This is a genomic window from Streptomyces sp. NPDC034103 (assembly GCF_055575395.1).
Genome location: NZ_JBVISS010000016.1, coordinates 169,566 through 193,278, shown reverse-complemented (window position 1 = coordinate 193,278; position 23,713 = coordinate 169,566). Strand labels below are relative to the sequence as shown.

Genomic DNA, 23,713 nt, shown 5'->3' with positions numbered 1-23,713 from the left:
CCCGCACTCGCCGCTGACCGCGGTCCGCTCTCCGATCCACCGAAAGGCACGCGTGTGTCCACCGCATCCGCCGCACCCCTCGATCCGCACCGGCCGATCGCGCACCTGCGCCCGTCCCGAAACTGGATCAACGACCCCAACGGGCTGGTCTTCCACGACGGCCACTACCACGTCTGCTACCAGTACAACCCGCACGGTGCGACGCACGCGAACATGCACTGGGGCCACTTCCGCAGCCCCGACCTGATCAGCTGGGAACCGCTGCCGCTCGCACTGGCCCCGACTCCGGGCGGTGTGGACGCCGACGGCTGCTTCTCCGGCAACGCCGTCTCCGACGGCGAGAGGATGGTTGCCTTCTACTCCGCCCACCGCCGGGAGAGCCCGCAGCACCAGCCGGTGACCGGCGCCACCTCCCACGACGGCGGCCGCACCTTCCACCCACGCGGCCGGCTGCTCATCCCCGAGGTGCCTGAGGGCTGCACCATGTACCGCGACCCCTACGTCTGGCGGCACGATGACGCCTGGCGGATGCTGGTCGGCGCCGCCTTCGCCGACGGCCGCGGCGCCGCCCTGCTCTACGATTCGCCCGACCTGGAGACCTGGACCTACCAAGGCCCCTTTGCCGCTCGGAAGAAGCAGGGCGTCGGCGGCGTCGGCCTGCACACCGGCGAGGGTTGGGAGTGCCCCCAGTACCTCCTGGCCGCCGACGGGCCCGGTGCCCTCATCTTCAGCGCGTGGAACGACGACGACAGCCCCCGGTGCGTCGCCGCGGTGGTCGGAGAGGAACACGGCGATGCCTTCGAGGCCGGCCCGCCGGTGCTCGTGGACCACGGTCCGGACAACTACGCGCCCGCGCTGCTGCGCGGACCCGGTGGCCGGTGGCTGCTGTGGGGCTGGTCCGGGGAGGCCCGTGACGAGGCTTGGAGCGTTGCAGACGGATGGGCAGGCGTCCTGACCGCGCCCCGCGAGATCTGGGTCGCCGGTGACGGTTCGCTGCGTCAGCAGCCCGCAGCCGAGCTGCTCGCCCTGCGCGGCGAGCACACCCTCCACGCCACCGGTCAGACGCACAGCGCGGACGCCGTGGAGATCGGCAGCGTAGGCCGGGCCTTCGACCTGACTGCCCGCCTGGAGCCGGTCGGAGCGGCCGGCCTGCGGCTGCTGACGAGCCCGGACGGCTCCGAGCACCTCGACATCCGCATCGATGCCCGCACGGGCGAACTGGTCATCGACCGCGACCACGCCTCCCTGGATCCTCGGGCCCAGGGCGGCTCCTACCGAATGCCCTGCCCTACCGACGGCCCGGTCGACCTGCGCGTGATCGTCGACCATTCCATTGCCGAAGTCTTCCTGACCACCACCGGCCAGGTCCTCACCCTGCGCTTCTACCCGACGGGGGACGGCCCCTGGCGGTTGCAGGTCAGCAGCGCGCCGGGCACACGCCTCGGCTACGCGATCGACGCGTGGGAGCTGCACCCGCTCGTGGTCAAGGAGCCCAGCACCGACACCGCAGAGCCGACGCCGACGTCACCGTAGGGCCGGCTTCGCCCCAAGACCCCACCCCCCAGCCAGGCGCACTACCAACCCTCACCCCGCACCACACACGGAGGCACCCGCCATGATCGCCGGAAACAGCAGACCTCGCCGCACGGCCAGTACGGCTCTCGCCCTCACTCTGCCCCTGGTGGCACTGGCCGCCTGTGGCGGGAGCGGCGGCACCGACGCCTCCGCGGAGGGCGGCAGCGGCAAGGGCACCATCAGCGTCTGGGCCCACCAGGGCCAGAAGCGCGAGGACGCCGCGCTGCAGGCCGCGGTGAAGTCCTTCAACTCCTCGCAGAGCAAGATCAAGGTCAAGCTGACGCTGCTGCCCGCCAACGACTACACCAAGACGATCACCACCACCGACGCGTCCAAGCTCCCGGACGTGCTGGAGTTCGACGGCCCGACCATGGCGAACTTCGCCTACAACAAGAAGCTCGCCCCGATCGACGACTACGTCTCCGTCAAGACGATGGGCAACGCCACCGACGCGAGCAAGGCGCAGGGCGAGATCGGCGGCAAGCACTACGGCCTGGGCATGTACGACTCCGGCCTGGGCATCTACGGCAACAAGAAGCTGCTCGACGCGGCCGGGGTGAAGTACCCGACGAGCATGGACGATGCCTGGACAGTGGACGAGTTCATGGCCGCGCTCAAGGCGCTGAAGGCCAAGGACTCCGACGGTAAGACCCTCGACATCTCGGAGCAGTACGGTCTGGCCGGCGAGTTCGGCACCTACGGCTTTGCCCCCATCGTCTGGTCGGCCGGCGGCTCCCTGCTCAAGGACGGCAAGGCGGAGGGCGCCCTCGACACCCCGGCCGTGGTCTCCGCTATGAAGACGTTCCAGTCCTGGAAGACGTACGTCGATCCCAACACCGACGGCAACGCCTTCGCCAAGGGCCGCGTCGCCCTCAGCTGGGTCGGCCACTGGAACTACCCCACCTACAGCGAGGCGCTCGGCGACGACCTCGTCGTGCTGCCGCTGCCCGACTTCGGCAACGGCCCCAAGACCGGCCAGGGCTCCTGGGCCTGGGGCATCGGCGCGGGCTCCAAGAACGCCAAGGCCGCCGGCACGTTCATGGACTACCTCCTCAACGACACCAACGTCACCGCGATGACGAAGGCCAACGGCGCCCCGCCCGCCACCACGAGCGCGCTCGCCGCGAGCTCTCTGTACAAGCAGGGCGGCCCACTCCAGCTCTTCGCCGACCAGCTCGCCAAGCCCTGCGGCGACAGCGACATCACCAAGTCCTGCGTCGCCGTCACCCGCCCGGTGACCGCCGGATACCCCACCATCACCGCCAAGTTCGGTGAGGCTCTCAACTCGATCTACGGCGGCGCCGACCCCAAGACCGCCCTGGCCAAGGCCGCCCGCGCCATCGACCAGGACTTCTCCGACAACGCCGGATACAAGATCCCGTAGGACCATCGGCCGGGGGCGGGCCCGCTTTGTACCGCGCCCGCCCCCGGCCGGGAACAGGACCATCCGTGACATCCGTCGAACCGGCGCACGCCGCGCCCCACGCCAGGGAGAAGGCCCCACCCGTGACCGCCGCCAAGCCCGCGCGCCCGGTGCGCCCGGCACGCTCCGTGCGCAAGAACCGCGACTGGCTGCACGGACTGCTCATGTCCACGCCCGCCGTCGCCGGACTCATCGCCTTCGTCGGCATCCCGTTCGTCTACGCCGTCGTCCTCTCCTTCTACAACGTCCGCCTCGGCTCCCCGCTCGCACCGACCTTCTTCGGCCTGGAGCAGTACCGGCGGCTGTTCACCGACCCCGACATGTCAGGCCCCTTCCTGCGGGCCCTGCTCAACAACCTGACCTTCGCCGTGGTCGTCGTCCCCGTCCAGACGGCCCTGGCCCTCGGGCTGGCGATCCTGCTCAACCGCAAGCTCAAGGCGATCGGTCTGTTCCGGTCCTTCTTCTTCATGCCGGTCGTCTTCCCCATGGCACTCGTCGCCGTGATCTGGCGGCTCATCCTCGCCCGCAGCGACCAGGGTCTGCTCAACTCCGCCCTGGACGCGGTGACTTTCGGCAACTGGGGCGCCTTCGACTGGCTCGGCAACGGGCTCACCGCCATGGCCTCGATCATCGTGCTGTCCGTCTGGCAGGGCGTCGGCTTCCAGATGGTCATCCTCCTCGCCGGCCTCCAGCAGATCCCAGGCGAGCTCTACGAGGCCGCCTCACTCGACCGCGCGAGCCGCTGGCAGCAGTTCCGCCACGTCACCCTGCCCGGCATCCGCGGCACCCTCGTCTTCGTCGCCCTGCTCACCACAGTGTTCTCCTTCCGCGTCTTCGACCAGGTCTACGTCCTCGTCAAGGGCGGCGGACTCGACGAGGACGCCACCCGCACGGTGATGTACCAGGCCGTCACCACGGCCTTCGACCAGAACAACATCGGCCAGGCTTCCGCGATCACCGTCGTCTTCTTCCTGATCGTCGTCGCCCTGACCCTCATCCAGCGCCGCGTCGTCCGCGCGGGCAACGAGGACTGACCATGACCCGCTCACCCCTGCGCCGCTTCCTCGACTACGCCGTCCTGAGCGTCCTGGCCTTCATCTTCGTCCTGCCCGTCCTCTACCTGTTCCTGGGCAGCTTCAAGCCCTCCGACGAAGTGCTCAACGGCCTGACCGGCTTCCTGCCCACCCACCTGTCCTTCAACAACTACCGTGCCGTCCTGGACAGCTTCGACTCCGACGCCACCGGCTACTTCTGGCGGTTCATGGGCATCTCACTGCTCCTGTCCGCCGTCGTGGTGCTCGGCGGGCTGATCGTCAACTCCATGGCCGCCTACGGGCTCACCCGGCTGCGGTGGAAAGGTCAGAACACCGTCTTCACCCTCGTGCTGCTGCTGTTGCTCGTCCCGTTCGAAGCAGTGGCCGTCCCGCTGTTCTACATGTTCAACGATCAGCGCAACACCATCTACATCCAGGCCATCCCCTTCATCGCCCAAGCCTTCTCCATCTTCCAGTTCGCCACCTACTTCCGCGCGATCCCGCCCAGCATCGAGGAAGCAGCCCGCATCGACGGCGCCGGCCCCTGGCGCACCTTCTTCGCGATCGTCGTCCCCATGTCGAAGCCGGTGTACGCGTCCGTGGCGATCCTGACCTTCCTCGGCCAGTGGGGCTCCTTCCTCTGGCCCGTCCTGATGGTCTCCGACCCCTCGGTACGTCCCCTTCCGCTGCAGATGAGCGTCTTCCAGGGCCAGCAGCCCGTGGACTGGGGCCAGGTCCTCGCCTTCGGTGTCCTGCTGGTCCTGCCGGTGCTGATCGTCTTCGCGTTCTTCCAGCGGTGGTTCGTGCAGGGCGTAGCCAGCTCCGCCGTAAAGGGCTGAGCCTGCTTTGGCTGGTGTGTTGACGCTGGCGGCGCGCCACCTGCTGGACATCGGCCGCCGTCGACCTCTGGTGGTGACCGGGCCCGAGGAGTATGGCTGTACTCAGCAGCGGCTGGGCGGCTTCGTCGACGTCTATGCGCAGGCAGGGATCGAGCTCGATCCGCGCAGCATCATCGGCGCTGACTTCTTGTTCGACAGCGCCCGGAGCGCGGTCGCGCAAGCTCTCGCGGAGGGCCTGGAATGCGACGCCGTCTTCGGGCACAGCGACCCCTGTGCGGCCGGCGCGCTCGCCGCCTTGCACGAGGCCGGCCTTCGGATTCCGCAGGATGTCGCCGTGGTGGGGTTCGATGACATCGAACTGGCGTCGTACACCTGTCCGGCACTGACCACCACCATGCGCCAACCGACGCGGGAAATGGGCGAGGCAGCGCCCGTCTGCTCCTCGACCACGTGCGCAGATCGCCGGAGGCCGCCCCCTCACGCATCATCCCCACCAGCCTCGGATCCGTGGCTCGACGTCACAGCCGAGCCGGAACTGACGCGACGTCATCAGCACCCGCCGTCGCCGATCAACTCTCTGACCACGTACGACTCATTTCTTGGAGAACACAGTGGGACAGCCGGTCCGCTCTGCGGCGTACCTGGATCCGGAAGCGTCCGTGGAAGCGAGGATCGAAGACTTGCTGGCACGGATGACCATGCCGGAGAAGGTCGGGCAGTTGCTGACGCTCGACGCACAACACGGGGACCTGGCGGACATCGTGTCGACCAAGCTGGCCGGATCGGTCCTGCACGTGTCGCCCGAGAGGATGCCGGAAGCCATGGAACTGGCCCGGCGGACACGGCTCGGCATTCCGCTGCTGACAGCCGACGACGGCATCCACGGCCACTCGTTCTGGCCGGGCGCGACCATCTTCCCGACCCAGTTGGCCATGGCCTGCACCTGGGACCCCTCCTTGCTCCACCGTGTCGCCCGGGTGGCCGCGACCGAGATCGCGGCGACCGGAATCCAGTGGACGTTCTCGCCGGTGCTGTGCATCACCCGGGACCTGCGCTGGGGCCGGGTCAACGAGACGTTCGGTGAGGACCCGTACCTGATCGGTGAACTCGGGGCGGCGATGGTGCTTCGAGGACCCCCGCGCCCCCGACCCCGAGCGGAAGGCGCAGGTGATCGGCTGCCGCGCGCACGCCGACCTCAACCTGGAAACCGCCCGACGGTCCCTGGTGCTGCTGCGCAACGACGGCACCCTGCCCCTCGACGGCGGGCTGACCTCCGACGGAACCGGCCGCGCCGCGAGCCGGGGCACGCCGCGGACGATCGCGGTCATCGGCCCCAACGCCGACAGCCCGGAAGCCATGCTCGGCGACTGGGCGGGCGCATCCGGACAGGTCGCCTGGATGCCCGACGGGCATCCACGCGAGACGGTGGAGACGGTGCTCGATGGCCTGCGCGCCGTCGCACCCGCCGACTGGACCATCACACACGCCCGCGGTGCCGACATCGAAAGCCCCGCATCCATGGGCGAGTGGTCGGTCGGGCCCGACGGCCAACCGCAGCCGCCCGTCTTCATCCCCGCCCCGGTCGACCAGGCACAGCTCCGGGAGGCTGTCGCCGCGGCAGCGGCCGCCGACTACGCCGTCGTGGTCGTGGGGGACACCATCGCCCTCACCGGTGAGCTGCGCTCCACGGCAACGCTCGACCTCCAAGGAGGCCAGATCGCCTTGCTGGACGCGGTCGCCGCCACCGGCACACCGATGATCGTCGTACTGGTCCAGTCCAAGCCGAGCACCCTCCCCGAGTCGGCACTGAACGCGGCGGCACTCATCGAGGCGTTCAACCCGGGCATGCGAGGTGGCCGCGCCGTCGCCGAACTCCTCCTCGGACTCATCGAACCCAGCGGCCGGCTCCCGGTGTCCTTCGCTCGCCACGTCGGACAGCAACCGGTCTTCTACAACCAGGTGCGAGGCCAGCACGGAAGCCGCTACGCGGATCTCACCCAGGACCCCCTGTTCGCGTTCGGCGAGGGCCTCACCTACACCACCGTCACCTACTCCGACCTCGTCGTGCACGACCCGGACGTCTCGGCCGACGGCACCGTCGACTCAACGGTGCGGCTCACCAACAGCGGGGACCGTCCCGCTTTGGAGACGGTCCAGGCGTACATCAGCGACCTGACCACCAGCGTCACTTGGGCCGAGCAGGAGCTGAAGGGTTTCACCCAGGTCGAAATCCCTCCCGGCGAAAGCCTGGACGTCCGCCTCGGCATCCCCGCCGCGCAGTGCTCACTCGTCACGGCCGACAACCGGCGAGTGGTCGAACCGGGTGAGTTCATGCTCCGTGTCGGCCCCAGCTCGCGGCGGGAGCAGCAGCTGAGCGCAGGATTCCGCATCCGGACCTGAAGGCCGCACGCGGGCTTGAAGACCCCGCCTCGTAGGTCCGCCGCCCCGCCAACCCGAAGGCCTGCGGCGCGGATCCACGGGACCTGTGAACGCACGCCAGGGCGGGGACTGCCCGATCACCGGCCCGCACCGCATCTTCGCCGCGCCCGACGACGTCACAGCAACGGCACACCACCTGGTCCACCCCGAACATCGGCACGTGCATCGGGTGCATCTCTGCCCGAATACGGGTGAGCCGTACCGGGTGCCGCCGGCGTCCGGCGCTGTCCCGGGTGGCGTCCACGCCGACTTCCGCCACGACGTCGGGCACGACCAGGCGCAGCGACAACTGCTCCCGCGAGCCCCGCCCCTTGACGTGCTCTTGGACTGAAACCTATCTTTCGTTCGTAGCCTGAGTTCGCAATACCGCACGTCGTTCGAAATATCGGACTAGGTCGTTGAAGAGGACAACACGTGTTCCGCACCCGCCGCCACTGGTCCACCGTTCCGCGCTCCGGCGTAGCCGCCGGCAGGAGACCGGCGACATTTACGGCTGTCGGCCCGCTCTTCACATCCCTGATCCGCGCTCCCCGAGGCGCCGGTGCCCTGGTCCTGGACTCCGGTGACACCGCCGCCTTCGGCGTGTTCGCTCCGGCCGACGGCTACCGCACCGTGCGCGCCGACTGCGCATCCACCGCGAGCAGCACGCTCAGCCTGAACGGCGACACTGCCGTGACGCCGGCCTCCACCAGCGGCAGCCTGGCGGACGACACCCTGAAGTTGTATCTGTCGGCGGGTGCAACCGCATCGCCACCGCCGGCCCGTGTGGCGACAGTCAACCTTGAGTAACTCCACCGCCTTCGTACCCGACATCAACAGGTGACCGTCGCGCCGCTCAACGGCCGGCTTTCCGGCTTCCCGGATCTCACTTTTTCGCCTTATCTAACAACTCGAACGCCGTACGAAATATCGAACAGAAGGAGCAGACGGTGAACGCTGAGCACGCGGAACAGCCGCAGTCCGACACCTACGTCATCGGAGTCGACTTCGGGACGCTGTCCGGACGGGCCGTCGTGGTTCGCGTGTCCGACGGCACCGAACTCGCCTCCGCCGACCACCCCTACACCCACGCCGTCCTCGACCGGGAGCTGCCCGACGGCACCCCGCTGCCGCCCGATTGGGCCCTGCAGGTGCCGTCGGACTACATCGACGTCCTGCGTATCGCCGTACCGGAGGCGCTGGCCCAGGCCGGTGTGCGGCCGGAGCAGGTCATCGGGATCGGTACGGACTTCACCGCCTGCACGGTGCTGCCGGTGCTCACCGACGGCACCCCGCTGTGCGAACTGCCGCACCTCACCGGCCGCCCGCACGCCTACGTCAAGCTGTGGCGCCACCACGCGGCGCAGGCCCAGGCCGACCGGATCACCGCCCTGGCCGCAGAGCGCAAGGAGCCGTGGCTGAAGCGGTACGGCGGGAAGATCTCCTCGGAGTGGGAGTTCGCCAAGGCACTGCAACTGCTGGAGGAGGACCGGGAGCTCTACGAGCTGACCGACCACTGGATCGAGGCCGCCGACTGGATCGTGTGGCGGCTGTCCGGCACCTACGTCCGCAACGCCTGCACCGCCGGTTACAAGGGCCAGTACCAGGACGGCACCTACCCTTCCCCCGAGTACCTCGCCGCGCTCAATCCCGGCTTCGCCGACTTCGTGACCACCAAGCTGGACCACCCCATCGGTCAACTGGGTGATTTGGCGGGCACGTTGACGGCCGAGGCCGCCGCGTGGACGGGTCTTCCCGAAGGCATCGCGGTCTGCGTCGGCAACGTCGACGCCCATGTGACGGCGCCCGCCGCCACGGCCGTCGAACCGGGCCGGATGGTGGCCATCATGGGCACCTCGACCTGCCACGTCATGAGCTCCGACCAGTGGGCCGAGGTCCCGGGCATGTGCGGCGTCGTCGACGGCGGCATCCTGCCCGGCCTGTGGGGTTACGAGGCCGGACAGAGCGGCGTCGGCGACATCTTCGGCTGGTTCATCCGCACCGGCTTCCCCGAGTCGTACGCCAAGGAGGCCGCCGCGCTCGGACGGAACGCACACGAACACCTGACGGCACTCGCGGCCGAACAGGAGGTCGGCCAGCACGGACTGATCGCTCTGGACTGGCAGAGCGGCAACCGCAGCGTCCTGGTCGACCACGACCTCAGCGGAGTCCTGGTGGGCCTGACCCTGTCCACCCTCCCGGAGGACATCTACCGGGCGCTGTTGGAAGCCACCGCCTTCGGCACCCGCACCATCATCGAGACATTCGAGACCGCGGGCGTGCCCGTCCACGAACTGATCATCGCGGGCGGCCTGACGAAGAACGCGCTGCTCATGCAGATCTACGCCGACGTCACCCGCCGACCCCTCGGCGTGATCGACTCAGCCCAGGGACCCGCTCTCGGCTCGGCGATGCACGCGGCGGTCGCGGCGGGGGCGTACCCGGACATCCGGGCCGCCGCCCGGGCCATGGGCAAGGCGCGTGCGGGCGTCTACCAGCCCGACCCGGAGCGGGCCGCGGCCTACGACCGGCTGTTCGCCGAATACCAGCTCCTGCACGACTACTTCGGGCGCGGCGCCAACGAGGTCATGCACCGGCTGCGCCGGATCCGCGCCGAGGCGTCCGCCTGAGCGACTCCCTGTACCCGACGACGGCCCCCGCCTCATCGGTGGTCGTCACCCTGAAAGGAAAGCCCTCATGAACACCAGCACCACCCCCTACCTCGAGCACGAGATCTGGTTCCTCACCGGAAGCCAGGGCCTGTACGGCGACGACGTCCTGCGTCAGGTGGCCGACCAGTCCCGGAGCATCTCCGAGATCCTCGGCCGCCCCGGCAAGCTGCCGGTCAAGATCGTGTGGAAACCGGTCCTCACCAACGCCGAGTCGATCCGGCGGATCTGCCAGGAGGCGAGCGCCTCCGACACCTGCGTGGGCGTGATCGCGTGGATGCACACCTTCTCACCCGCCAAGATGTGGATCGGCGGACTCAGCGTCCTGGACCGGCCGCTGCTGCACCTGCACACCCAGTACAACCTGTCGCTGCCCTGGCCGAGCATCGACATGGACTTCATGAACCTCAACCAGGCCGCCCACGGCGACCGCGAGTTCGGCCACATCGAGTCCCGTGTCGGCATCGACCGCAAGATCGTCGCCGGGCACGCCACCGACCCGCGAGTCATCCGACGCGTCTCGGCCTGGGCCCGCGCCGCCGTCGGCCGTCACACCTCGCGCAGCCTGCGCCTCGCCCGCTTCGGCGACAACATGCGCGATGTCGCCGTCACCGAAGGCGACAAGGTGGAGGCCCAGCTGCGGTTCGGCTTCTCCGTGAACACCTACGCCGTCAATGATCTCGTCGCCGTCGTGGACGCGGTCGAGGACAAGGCGGCGGCCGAACTCGCGGAGGAGTACGTCGAGTCGTACGACGTGGTCGCGGCGCTGCGCCCCGGCGGCATCCGCCACGACTCCCTGCTCTACGCGGCCCGTATCGAGGTCGGCCTGCGGACCTTCCTCTCCGAGGGCGGCTTCACCGCCTTCACCACGAACTTCGAGGACCTTGGCGGCCTGCGTCAACTGCCCGGCCTCGCTGTCCAGCGGCTGATGGCCGACGGCTACGGCTTCGGCGGCGAGGGCGACTGGAAGACCTCGGCCCTGCTGCGCACGATGAAGGTCATGGGCGCCGGGCTGCCCGGCGGCACCTCCTTCATGGAGGACTACACCTACCACCTCGGCCCCGGCACCCCACGCGTCCTCGGCGCCCACATGCTGGAGGTCTGCCCCTCCATCGCATCCGCCCGCCCCCGTTGCGAGATTCATCCCCTCTCCATCGGCGGCCGCGAGGACCCCGTCCGTCTGATCTTCGACGCGGCGCCCGGAGAAGCGGTCGTCGTCGGCCTCTCCGACCTCGGCGACCGGTTCCGGCTGACCGCCAACGCCGTGGATGTCATCAGCCCCAGCGAGCCGCTGCACCGCCTGCCGGTGGCCCGCGCCGTGTGGAAGCCCCGCCCCTCTCTCGCGGAGTCCGCCGAGAGCTGGCTTCTCGCCGGCGCCCCGCACCACACCGTGCTCAGCTCGGCCGTCGACATCGAGACACTCACCGACTACGCCGCCATGACCGGCGTCGAGCTGCTCACCATCGACGAGACCACCAGCATCGAGCAGTTCGCCAAGGAAGTCCGCTGGAACGCCGCCTACCACCGCCTCGCCCAAGCCCTGTGACAGCGGTGCAGCCCAAGAACCGGATCCGTATCCAAGGAGACGACGACCGATGACCGTACGAGTCCGCGACGGCCTGCGCCAAGAGGTGCTGAACGCGAACCTGGCCATCCCTCAGGTCGGCCTGGCGACGCTGACCTGGGGCAATGTGAGCGGCGTCGACCGTGAGGCAGGTGTCTTCGTCATCAAGCCCTCCGGCGTGCCCTACGAGGATCTCGCCCTCGACCACCTGGTGACCGTCCGCCTCTCCGACGGCGAGGTGGTCGACGGGGACCTGCGCCCCTCCACCGACACCGAGACCCACCGCTGCCTCTACCTGGCTTTCCCCTCCATCGGCGGCGTCACCCACACCCACTCCACCCACGCCGTCGCCTTCGCCCAGGCCCGCCGGGAGATACCGGTGCTGGGGACCACCCACGCCGACACCTTCAACGGCCCCATCCCGTGCACCCCCGACCTCACCGCCGAGCAGTGCGCGAAGGACTACGAGTACAACACCGGCCGCGTGATCGTGGACATGCTCAAGGAGGACGACCAGAAGGCCGTGGAGGTACCTGCGGCCATGGTCGCGGGCCACGGCCCGTTCACCTGGGGCGCCACCGCCCGCAAGTCCCTCGAACACGCCATCATCTGCGAGGCCGTCGCCGAGATCGCCCTCCACACCCTGGCCCTGTCTCCGGCCGCCCCGCCGCCCCAGCACCTCCTCGACCGCCACTACACCCGCAAACACGGCCCCGACGCCTACTACGGCAACCCCACTCCCGCACCGGCCGGATGAGCGCAGCGGCCGTCCCCGGCCGGTGCGTCAGCGCCGACGGCCCCCGCAAGGGGTCGTCGGCGCCGTCATCCGGTGCGGACCGGGCCGGCGGTCCTGCCGGTGGCTCTGCCCTTGCCCTCACCCGGCGGACGTAGAGGAGACCACCGACACGGACAAAGCCGAGAAGTCCCCTGCCGCGCAGCACGCCATCCCCGCACACCGGCCTGCAGCCGACCCGGAGGGAAAGCTCACCCTCTTCGCGAGCGGCCCGCAGGGGCGCGGGGACATGGAGGCACCGTGAGGTCCCCGGTACAGGAGACCCTGCCGTTCGAGGGCCTGGCGGAGGTACCGGCCGCGTCGTCCTGGTGCCGGCGGTGGCGCGCACGGAGGCACTCGCGGGCGCATGTCCGGGACGGGGGCAGGGAGAAGTGGATCGTCTATCGCGCAGACAGCACCGCGAACGCGGCGGCTGCGGCCGCACCATCCGCGCCCACGGCAAAGCTGCTTTCCGCAACGACGCATCCCTCCACCGGAGCGCCGGCCTCGACGAGTCCATGGCCGGCGTCTCCTCCGAGTCGCTCAACTTTCCCGGCCGCTGCTTGGGCCACTTGAACACCGTGCTCTACGTCCAGCTGGCCGGCACGGCACTCGACCGGCAGCACGCCGCCGACTACGCGGAACAGCGACCGAGCAGCGACCGAGCGGTTCCGCTTTGGCCCCGGCCCCGCCCCGAACGGCCGCACCACATCAAGGAGCCATCATGACGTTGCCGGTCCCCAGTCGAAGAAGCGCGATGAAAGCGCTCCTCGCCCTCGGGGCGACCCCCGCGGTCCTCGCCTCCCCGCTGGCACCTCTGCTCAGCGGCACGGCACACGCGGCCGCCCCGCCCGCCGGCCGGACCTCGCGGTACACGATGACCGCGTTCACGTACTCCAGCGAGCGGGACATGTACGTGTACGACTCCGTGGACGCCACGGGCTTCAACCTCGTGAAGGGGCCCGCCTACACGCCGCCGTCCGGGCTGGTGCGCGACCCCAGCGTCTTCCGGCACACGGACGGCTTCTACTACGTCACCTACACCACCAGCTGGACGGGCAACACCATCGGCTTGGCCCGTAGCTCGGACCGGCAGAACTGGACCTTCCTCGGCAACATCACCATCAACTTCCCCGAGGTCGGGAACGCCTGGGCCCCGGAGTGGTTCATCGACCCGGACAACGGAAGCGTCAACATCCTGGTCTCCCTGCACCTGAACCCCGAGGCCAGGGGCGTCTTCAACCCGTACGTCATCACGGCGACCAACAGCACCCTGACCTCGTGGAGCACCGCGACCCCGATGACCGGCGGCGTCAGGGGGGCAGGGTACATCGACACCACCGTCGTGAAGATCGGCTCGACGTATCACGCGTTCCTGAAGAGCACTTCCACCAGGTCCATCGACTTCGCCACCTCCAGCAGCCTGACCGGCCCGTGGACGATCACCAAGACCGGCAACTGGGTGGACCTCGACGGCGAGGGTCCGGTCCTGGTGCAGCTGGACAACGGCGGCTGGCGCATCTTCTTCGAGGACTACATGCGGCGCAGGTTCTACTACGTCGACAGCTACGACACCTTCAAGACCTGGACGACACCGGCCGAACTGCCCGGCCTGTCCGGCACCGTCAAACACCTCACGGTGGTCAAGGAGACCGTGACCGGAGGCGCGACCCTGCCGCTCGACACCACCCGCTCCTTCCAGTCGGTGAACTTCCCCGACCGGTACATGCGTCACCGCAACTTCCTCGGCTACACCGACCCCGTGGAGGCCTCCAGCACGATCCAGACCAAGCAGGACGCCTCCTTCACCGTCGTCCCCGGCCTGGCCGACGCCAACTGCTACTCCTTCCGCACCGCGAACGGCCTCTACCTGCGTCATTCGGCGTTCCGTGTACGCGTCGACGCCAACGACGGCTCGGCCACCTTTGCCAAGGACGCCACGTTCACCGCCCACCCGGGCACGGCAGCGAGCTCGGTCGCCCTGGAGTCGTACAACTTCCCGGGCTACTACGTCCGCCACCGAAACGGCGAGCTGTGGGTCGACCGCTACACGGCCACCGACCTGTTCCGCGCCGACCGGAGCTTCCAACCCGTCACGGCCTGGTCCTGAGTACCGGGCTGCGCGACGCACCCGGCGGTGTTCGGAGCCTCAACGTTGGGGAGGCGAAGAACAGGCTGACGGCGAGTGTCGCCGCCGGCCGGGTCAGGACGCTGGGTGTATTTCCTGTCTTTTCGCGGGTGTCCTGACGGGATGGACGCGGGTCGTCAGGAACGCGACCACTGGAAGCCGGCTGCCGTGCCGCAGGTGCGTTGTTCCAGCAGGGCGAGGTTCTCGGTCGAGGCGCCGACGACGTTGACGCACTTGCCGCTGTGGCGGGCCCTGAGCTGGAAGTACCCGTCGGTGGCGACCCAGGAGAACTGCTGGTGCGCGCCGGCGTGACAGCGGTACTGGATGATGCCGGCGCCGTCGGCGGTGGACGCGCCGTTCACGTCCAGGCACTTGCCGCTGTTGAGGCTCTCGATCTGGAAGTAGCCGTTGCCCATATCGACGAAGCGCCACTGCTGCCAGGGCCTGCCGTTCCAGGTGTACTGGCCGATCTTCGCGGCGTCGTCGGTGTTGGGTGCCTGGACGTCCATGACCTTGCCGCTGTTGCGGTTGGCCAAACGGTAGTACGGCACCGCCGGTTCACCGGACGGCACGGTCAGCGCCGTGTTCGTCGCCGCCGGCACGCCGAGGTTCGGCGACCCGTCCGCGTTCCAGGTGATCTTCTGGATCCGGGTGGTGCGGGTGGCGCCGCAGCCTTGGGTGGACGAGGAGTTGGCGTGGTAGACGATCCAGTCCTCGGTGCCGTCCGGGGACTTGAAGAAGCCGTTGTGGCCCGGACCGTACACCCCGTTCGCGTCGTTTCGCTGGAAGGCCGGCTCGCTGCTCTTCGTCCATGAACCCGCGCTCAGCGGGTCACTGCCGGTAAGGGTGAGCAGACCCAGCTTGTAGTCCGGGCCCTGGCAGGCGCTCGCCGAGTAGGAGATGAACGTCTTCCCGTCGTGCTGCAGGGCGACCGGGCCCTCGTTCATCGGAGCGCGCTGCTTCTCCCAGGCGTAGGTGGGAGTCGAGATCTGCGTGCGGGGTCCGGTGACGGTCCACGGATTGCTCAGCGCGACGATGTAGATGCTCGGGTCGGATCCCGCCCACTGCGGCGTCGGCACTCCCGACCAGGTGAAGTACAGGCGACCGCCGATGGTGACGACGCTGCCGTCGATGCCCCACCAGTTGTTCGCGCCGAAGATCATGCCCTTGTACGTGTACGGGCCGAGCGGGTCGGTGCCGGCGCTCTCCACCACGTGCACGCGCTGGTCCTCGATGTCGCCCCCGCCGGCGGAGTAGTAGATGTACCAGCGCTTGCCGTTGGGACCGTCGAGCAGGTGCATCTCCGGAGCCCAGACCTGGCGGTCGCGGCCGGCGGCGTGGGCACTGAACACCGGTACCGGCGCGGCCGACTTGAGCGCCGCGATCGTGGGCGCCTTCCGCATCGTCAGCGGCCCGCTGTACGGCGTCGTCATCAGGTAGTAGTTGCCGTTGTAGTAGGTCATGTACGGGTCGGCGCCGGAACTGTTGAGCGGGTTCGTGAACGTCGTCGTGGCCGCCTGCGCATCGGGCACGGCCACCGCGGTACCGACCGTCACGAGTGCGATGAGCGCCGTTGCCGTGGTGAGGAGTCGGCGGATGAGAGTGGGGCCCCTCTGCGCGCATTGCCGAGCGCGCCGCCGTAGCTGTTCCACACCGGCCAATGCGGGAGTGCTGCTCATGACAGAGACATCCTTGTTTCGTGTCGGGGGAGCGGGGCGGAGAGGGTGGGGATGGGGAGACGGCTGACCTGTCAAAGGGGTGGAGCAAAAGGCGCCAAGACTCAGCTCGTTCGAAATATGGGACTGTGTTCGTAAATTCGGCGAAAAGCTAGAGGGTGATGTGAAGGGGCGTCAAGAGGGCTGCCGGGACGGAGCGGGCGGGGTGTACGTACAGCAGACGCGCGGGCGCGCCACTCATAGCGGGAAGTGCGACCCCTACCAGGACGTGCAGTGGCGGCCGCGGCCCGGTCTGTCCGACCCCGACGGCGTGTCGTCGAGTCGGTCAACTTCCCCGGAAAATTGCAGGCCAGGGCGGTGCCGTTGGTCCCGGCGCCAGGTGAGGTGCCTCGGGTGCTTCGTGGGTGACAACCAGGCTGCCTCGGCCGTCCCCATTCACCAGCTCAGCCGGTCCCGCTGGTGACGACTCCTGAGCTTCGGCTCAGCCCACGAGCCGACGCACGGGCTGCCCCGCACGGTAAAGCCGTGCGGGGCAGCCGGTGAGTGAGGGAACGCGGTCAGGCCCAGGGGTTGACCGCCTTGAAGGAACTGTCGGCGCGGAAGGTGGCGTTGTCCTGGAAGGTGTCGAGGCGCAGCTCGTAGTTGTAGTGGCGGATGTAGCGGCCGGGGTAGTTGTACGACTCCAGGCTGACCGAACCGGTGGCCGAGCCTGGCCGGGCGCAGTAGGTGGCGTCCTTGTTGAAGAGGGTGGTGCCGTTGCTCGCGTCGGCGCGGATCCGGAGGTCCTTGTGGCGCAGGTAGCGGCCGGACGCGTCACGGAACGAGTAGCAGCTTCCGTCGGCCAGGCCAGGGATGACGGTGAAGGTCGGCGGAGTAGTAGAAGTAGTACTTCCCGTTCTTCGCGGTCATCGCCGGGGCCCAGGCCCGGCTGTTGGTCCAGGAGATGTCAGGGCCGAGGTCCAGGATGACGCCGTGGTCCGTCCAATGGACCAGGTCCTTGGACGAGTACGCCTTGAACTGCGTACCGCTCCAGTTCGCGAAGCCGTCGGTGGTCGGGTAGATGTAATACGTGTCGCCGAAGCGGACGATGTTCGGGTCGGCGGTGAGCCCCGGCAGGACCGGGCTCCTCATGACCAGGGCCTCCACCGTCCAGGTGCGCTTCGTTCCGTCGGAGCCGGTCACCTCGTACGTCACGGGTGCGGTGAAGTCGCGCGGCGTGCCGGAGGCCGGGCTGATGGACGCGCCCTGGGCGAGCGTGAACTGCGGGGCGAGCGCGGTGAGGTCCGTGCCCTCCTTCACCGGCAGCGTGATCTTGCTGCGGGCGTCGTCGATGAGGGCGTCGATCTTCAGCGAGGGAAGGGTGACCGCTGCGATGTGCGTGGTGTTCCCGCTGATCTCGAGGACCTCGCCGGGCGCCAGCGCGCGGTTGTAGACCCTGAAGTCCCGCATCTTGCCCTTGAAGAGCTTGTCACCGCTGAAGAGGGACTTGCCGATGTAGTTGGCCGTCGTGATGCCGGATCCGATGGAACCGGGGGTGGTGGTGACCGACGTGTTGCGGGCCACCTCCACCCCGTCCTGGTACAGCACGCCCGTGGTGCCGGTCTGCGTGTAGGTGACGTGCTTCCAGACGGAGCGCGGCAGGTCGCTGGTGGTTCGGGTGTTCTGCTCGGTCGAAAAGGCCCCGGAGGCGATGGCGGTCCGGAACGTGTTGCCGGTGCTGAACAGATACCCGTTGCCCGCTCCGTTGGCGGAGTTGCCGAAGCCGTAGAGGAAGTACGGCGTGGCCTGGTTGGCGTCGATCTGCACGTCCATCGAGACGGTGATCGAGTTCATGCCGCTCATGATGTTGTCCGGCACCTTGATATAGGTGTCGGAGCCGTTGAACGTGAGCCCTTCCCCACCCGACCAGCCGGCGGTGCCGTTCACGGTTCCGTTCCGGCCGTTGCCCGAGGCGTCCGCCGCCACGGTGCCCGAGGTGGCGTCGAGCTTGTACCAGAGGGCCAGGCCGTCGGTGATCTCCGCTGCCTGGGCGGGGGCCGCTGGGCCGACGACGCCCGCCAGAAGCGAGGCGGCGGCGGCCACGGCGGCCAGAGCGCCCTGCCAAAGTCTCGGGCGGCGCTGTGCTGTCACGCCGCGCGGTCGAAAAGTATCCGGCATGCCGGACAGCTCCTTTCGGTCTGGTGGAGCGACGGGTGGGTGGGGGCGCCGTGCAGGCGCCCCCACCTTGTCGGCGTCGGTCAGCTCGTTACGCGGAAGGTGGCGTCGCCGCGTCCTGTCGCGGTGGTGATGGGGTCGAGGCGGAGCTGGTAGGCGTAGTGGCGGATGTAGCGGTCGGGGTGGTTGTAGGACTGGAAGGACGACCAGGTCGGGTCGGCGAGGCCGGCGACCTTATTGAAGGTGGCGTCGGCGGCGAACTGGGCGGTGCCGTCGTTGCGGACCAGCTGGAAGTCGTAGTTGGCGTGGCGCAGGAAGTAGCCGGGGAACTTCACCGACTCGAAGGAGACGGTGCCGGTGCCGGTGAGGCCGGGCCGCATCCGGAACTGGGCGTCGTCGGCGGGGCTCACGTTGGGATCGATGCGCACGTCGAAGTTGGTCTGGCGCACGTACCGGTCCTGGAAGTTGAACGACTGCAGGCGCTGGACCGGGGTGTTGGGCCAGCGGGCGAGGACACGGCTCTCCTCGGCGGCCGTCAGGTTCAGGATCCAGCCGTGGCGCTTCTTGGTGCCGCCCATGTTGTAGCTTCCCGCAGCCTGCGTCTGGTAGGAGGCGGGGTTGGACGGGTCGGTCGTCAGGACCGGCATGTAGCCGCGGTTGGTGGCGTACTGGTCGAGGTAGAGGCCCCACTTGTTCTGCCCGTTGAACTTCATCCACATCGGGCCCTCGACCATCGCACCGGTCAGGCCGACGCCGGAGAGGTTGCCGAGGTCGGTCCACGTCCCCAGGATGGAGTTGCTGCCCTCGAGGGTGATCTGTCCGTCGCCGGAGGCCCGCACGTAGCGGTAGTTGCCCACGCCGGAGGGCATCTCGATGATCTGGGTGTCGATGATCTCCTGCGCGCCGGGGCGGTCGATGTAGATCTGCGGGGTGCTGATCGTGTGGAAGTCGCTGGTGCGGGCGTAGAAGATGCGGTGCTTGGTCTTGCCGTTGAGGGGCACGTTCGTCGCCCAGTACAGGACGTAGTCGTTGGTCTCGGGGTCCCAGATCGCCTCAGGGGCCCAGGCGTTGCGGCCGTCGGGGATCGCGCCGGCGACGTTGAGCAGCCACGGATCCGACCATGAGACGAGGTCCGACGACTCCCACACCACCAGGTTGCGGCTGCCGTTGTTGATGGAGGCGTTCCAGTCCTGCCCGCAGCCGATGCACAGGTCGGTCGCGATGATCCAGTACTTGCTGCCGTCGGGGGACCTCACGAGTGCCGGGTCGCGCACCCCCTTGGTGCCGACCGTGGAGCGGAGCACCATGCCGCCGCCGTTGAGGTCGTTCCAGTGCAGGCCGTCGGTGCTGTGCGAGAGGTACATCTGCTGGTTGGTCGCCCCCTCACCGGTGAAGTGCACCATCAGGTAGCCGGGGTCGGCGGCGGCGGCGCGCTGGGGTGTGGTAACGACCTGGGCGGTGAAGAGCAGGCAGGCGGCGACAAATATGGCCGCCAGCCGCGAGAGAACCGCGGGCATATGCGTTCGTTCCTGTCTTTTTGGGGTGCCGTGATCAGGGGCAAGTGAGGTCAGGGTGAGGCCCGGCCTCCCTGCCGTTGGGGCAGGACCGGCTCCGCGCGACGTGGGCGCCGCGTCGCGCTGGTCAGCGGCCGACGTGCCGCGGTTTCCGCGTGGGCATGGCAGCGGCCGGGGACCCCGCCGTGGCGGGTCGGGTGACGAGGGTGGCGCAGAGGGGGGCCGCCGGAGCCGGCTCGGGAGCGCGCCGGAGACGGGTGCGTAACATGGGCGTCCCCTTTGACGGCCACGGTTCGAAATCTCGAACACTGTTCGCAAGGTCGATCAGAAGATAGGTCTCTGCCGGAAGCACGTCAATGAAACCGGCCAGTTCGATTTCCCGTGCGGTCGCACCCGCAACCTCCCCGACGGTGACCGGTCATGGTCGGGCGCGCGGTGTTCCCCCGGTCCCACCGGCCCCTCGCGCCCCGACGCGCAACACTCGCCGTGACATCGCAGGCACGTCTGCCCGGCGGGAGGGGGCGAGGTGGACGGCGGTGACCGGTTCCGAGTCGCCGTCGGTGTCGGGTGCCTTCTCCCGTACGACACCGGGGGTCGCCACCGTCCTCGGGGCCTGGGCCGCCGAGGTCGCAGGGCGGAGGGCCTGCGGACGGCTCCGCCCCCTGAGCTCCGCCACACCGTTGGCTTCAGCTGCTTACATCACGTTTACGTGACCCATTGACTTTCGGCCACGGCCGTAATTACCGTCTCGCAGAATACCGAACAACGTTCGGAATTTCGAACGTTTTGAGCCGCCGCATGAGTGCCCAATGGAGGACCACCTCTATGCGTATTCGCCGCAGAAGTAGCCGCCGGGCCGTTGCCGCCCTCTGCGGCTCGGTGTTGTCCATCAGTCTGCTGTCCGCCGGACCGGGTGCGACGTCCGCCCAGGCCGCCGAAGACCCCAACGCCGTCGCGCTGGACAAGGACGCGATCCTCGCCGCCAACCAGCTCGACGAGCCGAAGTGGTACAAGGACAACATCCCGTTCATCGACACCCCCGACAACGACATCGACGACGTCTACTACTACCGGTGGAGCACCTACAAGCGCGCGTTGCGCTATACGGTGCCGGGCACGGGGTACGTGTCGACCGAGTACGACGTCCCGATCGGCTACGCCGGGAACCCGTACACCGCGCTCCCGGACGCCACCGGCTACCACCTGCTGGACGGCCGCTGGCTGCACAACCGCGACTACGCGGGTGACTACCTGGACTTCTGGCTGCGTGGGGCAGGCAACTCGGGCGTCAGGAACTTCAGCGAGTGGATCACGAGTGCCGCGTACCAGCGGTACCTCGTCACCGGCGACGCCGCGCAGATCAAGTCGGCGCTCCCCCATCTCATCGCGCTGTACAAGCGGTGGGACTCCAACTTCGACAATGACGTCACGGTCAACGGCACGCAGTCCACCAGCGACCTGTACCACCAGACCCCGTTGTCCGACGCCACGGAGTACACCGAGACGTCGATGCACAGCAGCAACTGGTTCAGCGGCGGCCGCGGCTACCGGCCCACGATCAACGCGTACATGTACGCGGCCGCCCAGGCGATCAGCAAGATCGCCACCATGAACGGCGACACGGCGACCGCGAACGACTACGACGCCAAGGCCGCGCAGCTCAAGGCCGCCGTACAGAACTCGCTGTGGGACCCGCAGCGCAACTTCTTCATGCAGGTCTACAACACGGACAGCACCAACGGCACCCTGAAGCAGACCAGGACGACCTGGCGGGAGCTGATGGGCTACGCACCCTGGGCGTTCAACCTGCCCGACGCGCAGTACTCGTCGGCGTGGAAGTACCTGAACGACCCCAAGCGGTTCAAGGCGCCGTTCGGGCCCACGACGCTGGAGCGGGTGCACGACCTCGAGGCCGAGCAGGCCACCGTCAACCACGCGAACATCTTCAGCGGGTCCACCGCCTCCAACGGCAAGTACGTCGGCCAGATCGACTTCGACGACAGTTACGTCACCTTCACCGTGAACGCGCCCGGCGCCGGGACCTACCCCGTGACCGTGCACTACGCCAACGGCACGTCCGGCACGTCGACCCACAAGCTGATCGTGAACGACGACACCGCGAACCCGATCACGGTCAGCTACGCGCCCACCGGGGCCTGGCAGAAGTTCTCCGAGTCGCAGTCCGTGACCGTGCAGGTCCCCATGAAGGCCGGGGCCAACACGCTGAAGTTCGCCAAGGGCACGAGCTTCGCCGAGATCGACCGGATCACCGCGAACCCGTACTTCAACTACCAGGCGATACCCGCCGTGCAGAAGCGCGACGACGCCAACTGCTGCCACTGGAACGGCCCGAGCTGGCCGTTCCAGACCAGCCAGGTCCTCACCGGAATGGCGAACCTGCTCCAGGACTACCCGGCGCAGAGTTACGTCACCAAGGCCGACTACGCGACCATGCTCGCCCAGTTCGCCGACCTCCAGCACAAGGACGGCAAGCCCTACATCGCCGAGGCCGCCAACGGTGACACCGGCGACTGGATCTACGACGGGTTCAACTTCAGCGAGAACTACAACCACTCCAGCTTCAACGACCTGGTGCTCACCGGACTGCTGGGCATCAAGCCGCAGGCGGACAACACGCTGGTGCTGAAGCCCCTGGTCCCGTCCAGCTGGGACTACTTCGCGGTGGAGAGCCTCCCTTACCACGGCCACACCTACTCGATCCGCTGGGACCGGGACGGCACGCACTACGGCAAGGGCAGCGGGCTGCAGATCTTCCAGGACGGCGTCCGCATCCACCAGTCCTCGACCGTCGGCAACACCACGGTGAACGTGGCCGCTCCCGTCACTCCGGCGCAGCCCCCGCGGTTGATGAACGTGGCGGCCAACCCGCTCACCGCGGAGCAGGACTGGCTGGGCCGCACCATCACCCAGCCCTACCCGAAGGCGTTCGCCTCCTACACCAACACCGTCTCCAACGGCCCGCACTGCCACAGCGGCCAGGCATGCAAGCCCACCACCTTCGACGCCCCGCTCCGGGCGACGGACGGCTGGATCCGCTACGACAAGATCCCCGACAACCGGTGGACCAACTCCGGCTCACCGAACGCCACCGACCACCTCGGCGTCGACTTCGGGGCCCCGCGCAAGATCAACGAGGTGAAGTTCTACACCTACGACGACGGCGCGAACATCCGCGTCCCGGCGAGCTACACCGTCCAGTACCTCAAGGACGGGGACTGGGTGAACGTCCCGAGCCAGACGAAGAGCCCGGCGGCGCCGGTCGCGAACAACGCCAACGAGGTGACCTTCCCGACGATCACCACGTCCCAGTTCCGGGTGGTCTTCACCCCCCAGGCGGGCAAGTTCGTCGGCGTCACCGAACTGGAGTCCTGGTACCCGGAGACACCGCCGGTGAAGATCGTCAACAAGAACAGCAACCTGGAACTCGGCATCGCCGGTTCCTCGGTCGCCGCCGGTGGCGCCGTACAGCAGCAGAGCGCCAGTGACAGCGCCAACCACTGGTGGGAGATCGTCCCGGCCGAGAACGGCTACTACAAGATCTTCAACACCAACAGCGGACGGGTCCTCGGCGTCAAGGACGCGTCCAAGACCGCCGGCGCGGCGGCGCTGCAGTGGGGGGACACGCTGACCGCCGACCATCTGTGGTCGATCGTCGACGCCGGTGGCGGTTACGCCAAGATCGTCAACAAGAACAGCGGCCTGGTGCTGGGGATCGACGGGATGTCCACGTCGTCGGGGGCGGCGGCCATGCAATGGGACGACAACGGGACCGCCGATCATCTGTGGAACATCACCGCGCAGGACGGGTCCACGCCGTTCACTTCGTGACCGGGCCGGCTGGCTCGTGACCTGAAGTCCGCCGCGTCCCCTCCCCGGGGGGCGGCGGACTTCCCTTTGTCCACCCTCCAGCCACGCGCGCGGTTCCC

16 protein-coding genes and 2 pseudogenes are annotated in these 23,713 nt (G+C 68.4%); 14 read left to right on the top strand and 4 right to left on the bottom strand.

Annotated features, from left to right (window positions below; all coding sequences use genetic code 11):
- Nucleotides 1–54 precede the first annotated feature (54 nt).
- The 13 genes and pseudogenes from ACZ56U_RS32575 (at nucleotide 55) to ACZ56U_RS32515 (ending at nucleotide 14,404) form a co-directional block, all read left to right on the top strand.
- The gene (locus ACZ56U_RS32575; RefSeq protein ID WP_469087508.1) at nucleotides 55–1,533 is read left to right on the top strand and encodes a glycoside hydrolase family 32 protein; all 1,479 of its coding nucleotides are present in this window, start codon (nucleotides 55–57) and stop codon (nucleotides 1,531–1,533) included.
- Nucleotides 1,534–1,615: 82 nt separating this feature from the next.
- Nucleotides 1,616–2,959 (top strand): ABC transporter substrate-binding protein, encoded by a 1,344-nt coding sequence (locus tag ACZ56U_RS32570; RefSeq protein WP_469087507.1) that lies wholly within the window; start codon nucleotides 1,616–1,618, stop codon nucleotides 2,957–2,959.
- 65 nt (nucleotides 2,960–3,024) lie between these two features.
- A complete protein-coding gene (locus ACZ56U_RS32565; protein WP_469087506.1) occupies nucleotides 3,025–4,032 on the top strand; it encodes a carbohydrate ABC transporter permease in 1,008 nt (335 codons plus the stop codon).
- A 2-nt stretch (nucleotides 4,033–4,034) separates the two neighbouring features.
- A complete protein-coding gene (locus ACZ56U_RS32560; RefSeq protein WP_469087505.1) occupies nucleotides 4,035–4,871 on the top strand; it encodes a carbohydrate ABC transporter permease in 837 nt (278 codons plus the stop codon).
- A gap of 16 nt (nucleotides 4,872–4,887) precedes the next feature.
- Nucleotides 4,888–5,298: pseudogene (locus tag ACZ56U_RS32555) on the top strand (LacI family DNA-binding transcriptional regulator); the annotation flags it as partial.
- Nucleotides 5,299–5,482: 184 nt separating this feature from the next.
- Nucleotides 5,483–7,271: pseudogene (locus ACZ56U_RS32550) on the top strand (glycoside hydrolase family 3 C-terminal domain-containing protein).
- Between the two features lie 453 nt (nucleotides 7,272–7,724).
- The gene (locus ACZ56U_RS32545) at nucleotides 7,725–8,099 is read left to right on the top strand and encodes a hypothetical protein (protein WP_469087504.1); all 375 of its coding nucleotides are present in this window, start codon (nucleotides 7,725–7,727) and stop codon (nucleotides 8,097–8,099) included.
- Between the two features lie 140 nt (nucleotides 8,100–8,239).
- Nucleotides 8,240–9,919 (top strand): ribulokinase, encoded by a 1,680-nt coding sequence (araB, locus tag ACZ56U_RS32540; protein WP_469087503.1) that lies wholly within the window; start codon nucleotides 8,240–8,242, stop codon nucleotides 9,917–9,919.
- Nucleotides 9,920–9,986: 67 nt separating this feature from the next.
- Nucleotides 9,987–11,504 (top strand): L-arabinose isomerase, encoded by a 1,518-nt coding sequence (gene araA, locus ACZ56U_RS32535; RefSeq protein ID WP_469087502.1) that lies wholly within the window; start codon nucleotides 9,987–9,989, stop codon nucleotides 11,502–11,504.
- A gap of 49 nt (nucleotides 11,505–11,553) precedes the next feature.
- Nucleotides 11,554–12,279 (top strand): L-ribulose-5-phosphate 4-epimerase AraD, encoded by a 726-nt coding sequence (gene araD, locus ACZ56U_RS32530; RefSeq protein ID WP_469087501.1) that lies wholly within the window; start codon nucleotides 11,554–11,556, stop codon nucleotides 12,277–12,279.
- A 22-nt stretch (nucleotides 12,280–12,301) separates the two neighbouring features.
- Nucleotides 12,302–12,559 (top strand): DUF6248 family natural product biosynthesis protein, encoded by a 258-nt coding sequence (locus ACZ56U_RS32525; protein ID WP_469087500.1) that lies wholly within the window; start codon nucleotides 12,302–12,304, stop codon nucleotides 12,557–12,559.
- Between the two features lie 127 nt (nucleotides 12,560–12,686).
- The gene (locus ACZ56U_RS32520) at nucleotides 12,687–13,022 is read left to right on the top strand and encodes an AbfB domain-containing protein (RefSeq protein WP_469087499.1); all 336 of its coding nucleotides are present in this window, start codon (nucleotides 12,687–12,689) and stop codon (nucleotides 13,020–13,022) included.
- The gene (locus ACZ56U_RS32515) at nucleotides 13,019–14,404 is read left to right on the top strand and encodes a glycoside hydrolase family 43 protein (protein WP_469087498.1); all 1,386 of its coding nucleotides are present in this window, start codon (nucleotides 13,019–13,021) and stop codon (nucleotides 14,402–14,404) included. Before ACZ56U_RS32520 ends, ACZ56U_RS32515 begins: the two co-directional genes overlap by 4 nt.
- A gap of 155 nt (nucleotides 14,405–14,559) precedes the next feature.
- Here the strand turns inward: ACZ56U_RS32515 and ACZ56U_RS32510 are convergent, their stop codons facing one another.
- The 4 genes from ACZ56U_RS32510 to ACZ56U_RS32495 all read right to left on the bottom strand — a co-directional run bounded on the left by ACZ56U_RS32510 (nucleotide 14,560) and on the right by ACZ56U_RS32495 (nucleotide 19,769).
- Nucleotides 14,560–16,101, bottom strand: coding sequence for a family 43 glycosylhydrolase (locus ACZ56U_RS32510; protein WP_469087497.1), 1,542 nt, complete (start codon nucleotides 16,099–16,101; stop codon nucleotides 14,560–14,562).
- A gap of 554 nt (nucleotides 16,102–16,655) precedes the next feature.
- Nucleotides 16,656–16,943, bottom strand: coding sequence for an AbfB domain-containing protein (locus ACZ56U_RS32505; protein ID WP_469087528.1), 288 nt, complete (start codon nucleotides 16,941–16,943; stop codon nucleotides 16,656–16,658).
- Nucleotides 16,912–18,255, bottom strand: a complete 1,344-nt coding sequence (locus ACZ56U_RS32500) for a LamG domain-containing protein (protein ID WP_469087496.1) — start codon at nucleotides 18,253–18,255, stop codon at nucleotides 16,912–16,914. The genes ACZ56U_RS32505 and ACZ56U_RS32500 overlap by 32 nt, the downstream gene beginning before the upstream one ends.
- An 80-nt stretch (nucleotides 18,256–18,335) precedes the next feature.
- The gene (locus ACZ56U_RS32495) at nucleotides 18,336–19,769 is read right to left on the bottom strand and encodes a glycoside hydrolase family 43 protein (protein WP_469087495.1); all 1,434 of its coding nucleotides are present in this window, start codon (nucleotides 19,767–19,769) and stop codon (nucleotides 18,336–18,338) included.
- A gap of 822 nt (nucleotides 19,770–20,591) precedes the next feature.
- Here ACZ56U_RS32495 and ACZ56U_RS32490 point away from each other — a divergent pair.
- Entirely contained in the window at nucleotides 20,592–23,615 is a 3,024-nt protein-coding gene (locus ACZ56U_RS32490) for an MGH1-like glycoside hydrolase domain-containing protein (protein ID WP_469087494.1), read from the top strand.
- Nucleotides 23,616–23,713 lie beyond the last annotated feature (98 nt).

Excerpts from the sequence above, each read along its gene's own strand:
- ACZ56U_RS32570 (WP_469087507.1), top strand. The coding sequence starts at position 1,616 with ATGATCGCCGGAAACAGCAGACCTCGCCGCACGGCCAGTACGGCTCTC.
- ACZ56U_RS32560 (WP_469087505.1), top strand. The coding sequence starts at position 4,035 with ATGACCCGCTCACCCCTGCGCCGCTTCCTCGACTACGCCGTCCTGAGC.
- araA (WP_469087502.1), top strand. The coding sequence starts at position 9,987 with ATGAACACCAGCACCACCCCCTACCTCGAGCACGAGATCTGGTTCCTC.
- araD (WP_469087501.1), top strand. The coding sequence starts at position 11,554 with ATGACCGTACGAGTCCGCGACGGCCTGCGCCAAGAGGTGCTGAACGCG.
- ACZ56U_RS32515 (WP_469087498.1), top strand. The coding sequence starts at position 13,019 with ATGACGTTGCCGGTCCCCAGTCGAAGAAGCGCGATGAAAGCGCTCCTC.
- ACZ56U_RS32510 (WP_469087497.1), bottom strand. The coding sequence starts at position 16,101 with ATGAGCAGCACTCCCGCATTGGCCGGTGTGGAACAGCTACGGCGGCGC.
- ACZ56U_RS32500 (WP_469087496.1), bottom strand. The coding sequence starts at position 18,255 with ATGCCGGATACTTTTCGACCGCGCGGCGTGACAGCACAGCGCCGCCCG.
- ACZ56U_RS32495 (WP_469087495.1), bottom strand. The coding sequence starts at position 19,769 with ATGCCCGCGGTTCTCTCGCGGCTGGCGGCCATATTTGTCGCCGCCTGC.
- ACZ56U_RS32490 (WP_469087494.1), top strand. The coding sequence starts at position 20,592 with ATGCGTATTCGCCGCAGAAGTAGCCGCCGGGCCGTTGCCGCCCTCTGC.